The sequence below is a fragment of the Shewanella sp. genome (assembly GCF_051658185.1).
Taxonomy (GTDB): domain Bacteria; phylum Pseudomonadota; class Gammaproteobacteria; order Enterobacterales; family Shewanellaceae; genus Shewanella.
Genome location: NZ_JBOFMC010000212.1, coordinates 1 through 4,389, shown reverse-complemented (window position 1 = coordinate 4,389; position 4,389 = coordinate 1). Strand labels below are relative to the sequence as shown.

General features: G+C 49.5%; 5 protein-coding genes. 2 read left to right on the top strand and 3 right to left on the bottom strand.

Annotated features, from left to right (window positions below):
* Positions 1–196 precede the first annotated feature (196 nt).
* Positions 197–733: a ubiquinone anaerobic biosynthesis accessory factor UbiT gene (gene ubiT / locus ACRCZA_RS08330; protein ID WP_438673990.1), complete on the bottom strand. Its 537-nt coding sequence runs from the start codon at positions 731–733 to the stop codon at positions 197–199.
* A gap of 137 nt (positions 734–870) precedes the next feature.
* Here ubiT and ubiU point away from each other — a divergent pair, with 137 nt between their 5' ends.
* Entirely contained in the window at positions 871–1,872 is a 1,002-nt protein-coding gene (gene ubiU, locus ACRCZA_RS08325) for a ubiquinone anaerobic biosynthesis protein UbiU (RefSeq protein WP_438673989.1), read from the top strand.
* Between the two features lie 38 nt (positions 1,873–1,910).
* The gene (locus tag ACRCZA_RS08320; protein ID WP_438673988.1) at positions 1,911–2,792 is read left to right on the top strand and encodes a U32 family peptidase; all 882 of its coding nucleotides are present in this window, start codon (positions 1,911–1,913) and stop codon (positions 2,790–2,792) included.
* Here the strand turns inward: ACRCZA_RS08320 and ACRCZA_RS08315 are convergent.
* Both ACRCZA_RS08315 and ACRCZA_RS08310 read right to left on the bottom strand, forming a co-directional pair.
* Positions 2,789–3,463, bottom strand: a complete 675-nt coding sequence (locus ACRCZA_RS08315) for a hypothetical protein (protein ID WP_438673987.1) — start codon at positions 3,461–3,463, stop codon at positions 2,789–2,791. The two genes, ACRCZA_RS08320 and ACRCZA_RS08315, sit on opposite strands and share 4 nt — an antisense overlap.
* A 189-nt stretch (positions 3,464–3,652) precedes the next feature.
* Positions 3,653–4,126, bottom strand: a complete 474-nt coding sequence (locus ACRCZA_RS08310) for a LabA-like NYN domain-containing protein (protein ID WP_438673986.1) — start codon at positions 4,124–4,126, stop codon at positions 3,653–3,655.
* Positions 4,127–4,389 lie beyond the last annotated feature (263 nt).

Genomic DNA, 4,389 nt, shown 5'->3' with positions numbered 1-4,389 from the left:
TATTGGCGGAGTGATGTTTCGCAGATAACCTAAGCTAGGTATCGGCTAGGTATCGGCTAGGTATCGGCGAGCCATCACCTGCTGCGAAGGGATGATACGCGACGTTAAGCTTTAGTCAGTCGGTCAGTTCATCATTAGGACTCATATGAGTTAGCGCCTGAGCAGCTTATGCTTCATCCCAGACTAAAATCGACAGTTAATTAAAACTCGGTGATTTTGCGATGATATCCGTGGGGTTTGCTGCGGATTGTAAACGCTCAATTAGGTTGGCAAGTTGCTCAATACTAAAGCGAATGGGTGCAGGCATGGTGCTAAATTCAATGCTTAATAACAGATTTTTGACTTCTAACCCGAGTTCAGTATCGCCTTGAATGCTGAGCTTACGTTGGAAAAATAAGGTATCGGGATCTTCTTTGGCGCCGGCCACCAACATCAGTTCGGCACAGTTAGCGCTAAAGGTCACCTCGGCGGCAGTGCATTCTCGCACGTGCCATTGGCCATCAAAACTCACCTCAAAGCTTAAGTTTACATCGACAACATGAATGGCAACCCATTTGTCTGCTAAAAATTCCAATTCCCCATCAGCTGCCTGTTCGGCGAGCAATAACCCCAATAATTGGCTGATTGCGGTTGCTTTTAGCTTAAAAGGCACAGTTGCGAGGGGAAGTCGCACCAATTTAGGGGTAAATTCGAGAAGTTGTTTGGCTAATTTGGCGGAAAAAACAGCTGACATGATGCTAACCCTATAAAATAAAACATGATATATCCCAGTTTAACGGGATTTTATGATCTTAAACCTGTTTTAAATCAATTCGCCGCCATTCAATCTTGCCTAAACTCTGCCCCTATCATTTTATCGGGAGTATGACTATGGAGCTGTTGTGTCCAGCGGGAAATCTGGCCTCGCTAAAGTCGGCGATACACGCCGGAGCCGATGCGGTGTATCTGGGGCTAAAGGATGATACCAATGCACGCTCGTTTGCAGGGTTAAATTTCACCCCTGCCAAGTTGCAAGAAGCGGCCGCATTAACCCAATCCCGTGGCAAGAAGATCTATTTAACTTTAAACACCTTTCCTAAACCGGGGGAGGAGCATCGTTGGTATCAAGCGATTGATTTAGCTGCAAAGCTGGGGATGGATGCCTTGATTGTCGCCGATCTGTCGCTCCTCGATTACGCCCACCGGCAGCATCCTCAATTGCCGCTGCATTTATCGGTGCAAGCGAGTGCCACTAACCTAGGTGCCCTGAGTTTTTATAAAGAAGCCTTTAATATCGCAAGGGTGGTATTGCCGCGAGTGTTATCGATAAAGCAAGTGCGGGATTTAGCCAAGGTGAGTCCGGTGGATTTAGAGGTGTTTGCCTTTGGCAGCTTATGCATTATGGCCGAAGGACGGTGTCATTTATCCTCCTATGTGACAGGCCAATCTCCTAATACGGGGGGCTCTTGTTCACCCGCAAAACATGTGCGTTGGGAAGAGCAGGGCCAAGACCGCTTAACGCGGCTTAACGATGTGCTGATCGATAAATCAGCCTTGGATGAACAAATGGGCTATCCCGTGGTGTGTAAAGGGCGTTATACCACCGCAGAGCAGCGCACTCCTCAGTATTTGCTAGAATCGCCAACCAGCCTGAATACCTTAAGTTTGCTGCCTGAATTAGCGAAGGCCGGCATTGTGTCCCTCAAGATTGAAGGGCGCCAACGCAGCCCGGCCTATGTTGAACAAGTGACGCGAGTGTGGCGGCAAGCCATCGACACCTATCGTGCCGATCCTGAGGCATTCCAAAGCCGCCCGCAATGGCAACAGGCCTTGGCTAAGGTGTCTGAGGGACAAATTACCACGCTCGGTGCCTATGAGCGCAATTGGCAGTAAGGCGCGAAACAGATAACACAATTAAAAAAGGACGCATCATGAAAGTATCCCTAGGTCCTCTGTTATATTGCTGGCAGAAACAACAGGTTATAGATTTTTATCAGGAGGTTGCCGCCAGCGACATTCCTCTGGTTTATCTTGGTGAGGCGGTATGTAGCCGCAGACGCGAACTCAAATGGGGCGATTATCTCGCGTTAGCACAAATGCTTAAACAGGCCGGAAAAGAGGTGGTGTTATCCACTCTTGCGCTTATCGAGTCGCCCTCAGAATATACCGAACTTAAGCGCCAGATAGACAATGGCGAATTTATGATCGAGGCCAACGATATGGCGGCGGTGTATTTGGCGAAAGAGCGCAACGTGCCCTTTGTTTGCGGCACCAGTATCAATAATTACAATCGCGGCAGCTTAGATATTTTGCAACGCTTTGGTATGCAACGCTTTGTGATGCCAGTGGAGTTATCAAAGTCCTGGTTGGCGCAGGTGCTGCAAGTGCAGCCACAGTTTGAGGTCGAAGTCTTAGGCTATGGTTATTTGCCACTGGCGCATTCGGCGCGCTGTTTTACCGCCCGCCATCAGCAATTGTCAAAGGATAGCTGTGATACCGTGTGCCGCGACTATGCCAAGGGACTCTTAGCCCAAACGCAAGAGCAGCAACCGCTGCTGCGCTTAAATGGCATTCAGACCCAATCGGCAGCCTGTGTCGATTTACGCAGTGAATTATCGGCTATGCAGCAGTTGGGGGTGGATGTGTTTAGATTATCCCCGAGCAGCATGGCGTGTATTGCGAAGGCCAATGATATCGCGATGGCCATAGCATCGCCTGCCACGGTGAACTTGGCCACGAGCGTGGGCACGCAATATTGTAATGGCTATTGGCATGGTGAACCGGGTTTAGCTCGCCATATCTCCACGCCTTAGGCATCACGGCTGCAATACAGCTGGTCAAGCAGGAGGCTCGCCGTCCACAGGTATAAGCTGGCCAGCCCTACCCATTCGAGTAGTGCTGGCCACCAAAGCGCGGGTCTTGGAAATTGCACCACCATTTCTTGGTAAAACGGGCGATCGCCTTGGGTCAGTTCGAGGCCTAATAGCGGCGCGAGTAAAAAGCTGGCCATGCTGCCCAGCACCATGAGTGCCCACAGACAGGTCCAAGGCGCGCGGTTATCCCGGTCAATCCATGCGAGGAGTAAATAACACAGGGCGCTAATGCACCCAAGGGAGAAAAACCACTTCAGCCCTAAAATGTGTAAATGATAAATATTGACCGGGAATAGCCCTACCGCAGCCAAGGCTAAAAAGGTGAGGGCAAGGCTGATAAAAAATGGATAGCCCCAAAGGCTGGGGAGATGTTGCAGGGAAGATAAACAATAAAACACTATGCTCAAGCTACCAAAAAAGAGCCCACCATTAAGTATCACGGCAAAAGAGGTATGCCCGTAGGTACCTAATTCACTTAGGGTATGATTGAGAAAGTTAAAGGCGTCGCTTGAGAGCGAATTAAACTCCAGTAGCGCGATGAGCATCCCCAGCAGCATCACGCCCAGCCCAAACAAACCAAATCGAGCGGCAAATGCAGCGTTTTTTTTCATAGTGATATGTTTGTTCACGATTTTGGGTGCTTAACCTTATTGGAATATGTCTAACTTACAGGGAATTTTGAAAATTGAAAGTGTGCAGCGCGCGTTTGGGGACAGACGCAAGAACCTCATGCCGTGCCACAGTGCCACAGTGCCACAGTGCCACAGTGCTACAGTGCTACAGTGCTACAGTGCTACAGTTTAGCGCAGCAGCCTAGCGTCGATAGGGTGAAATAGCTGTGCAGCATCCTGCAGTGATTTTGCCGTGAGTGACGCTACGCCATAGACTTGAGTTTCAGTTCCATGTTTTTGATGAATTTTTTTAAGCAGCAAATCAAAGTCTCCATCGCCAGATAACAGGATAACTTTATCCACCGTGCTGGCCGACTCCAAGATGTCGATAGTGATCCCGACGTCCCAATCCCCCTTGGCCGAGCCGTCGCTGCGTTGGATAAAGGGTTTTAGCTTGACCTCAAAGCCAATATGTTTAAGTGCCTCTTGAAATTTTAACTGCCCCTCATCGCCGCGGTGGATAGCATAGGCAATCGCTAGGACTATCTGGCCTTCAGCGCTTACGTCTTGCCACAATTGGCGGTAATTAAACTGTTGGCCGTAGGCCTGTTTGCAGGTGTAATAGATATTTTGTACATCTACAAAGAGTGCGATTTTTTTCAATGTGTTACCCCGCTAGATTGGCACCCGTTAATTCAGTGCGCGTTGGCTCGATGCCAGTTGATTCCGTGTCACTTGATTCGGCACAACTTGATTCAGCACAATTTGATTTGGCGCAGTCAACTCGGCACCCGTCAATTCGAGCATAAGCACCGGTATCGGCGGGCTTGATATGCTGTAAACCGCGAGTGGCTCTATTATGGCTCCGATATGCCCCCGATATGGCTCCGATATGCCCCCGATATGGCTCCGATATGCCCCCGATA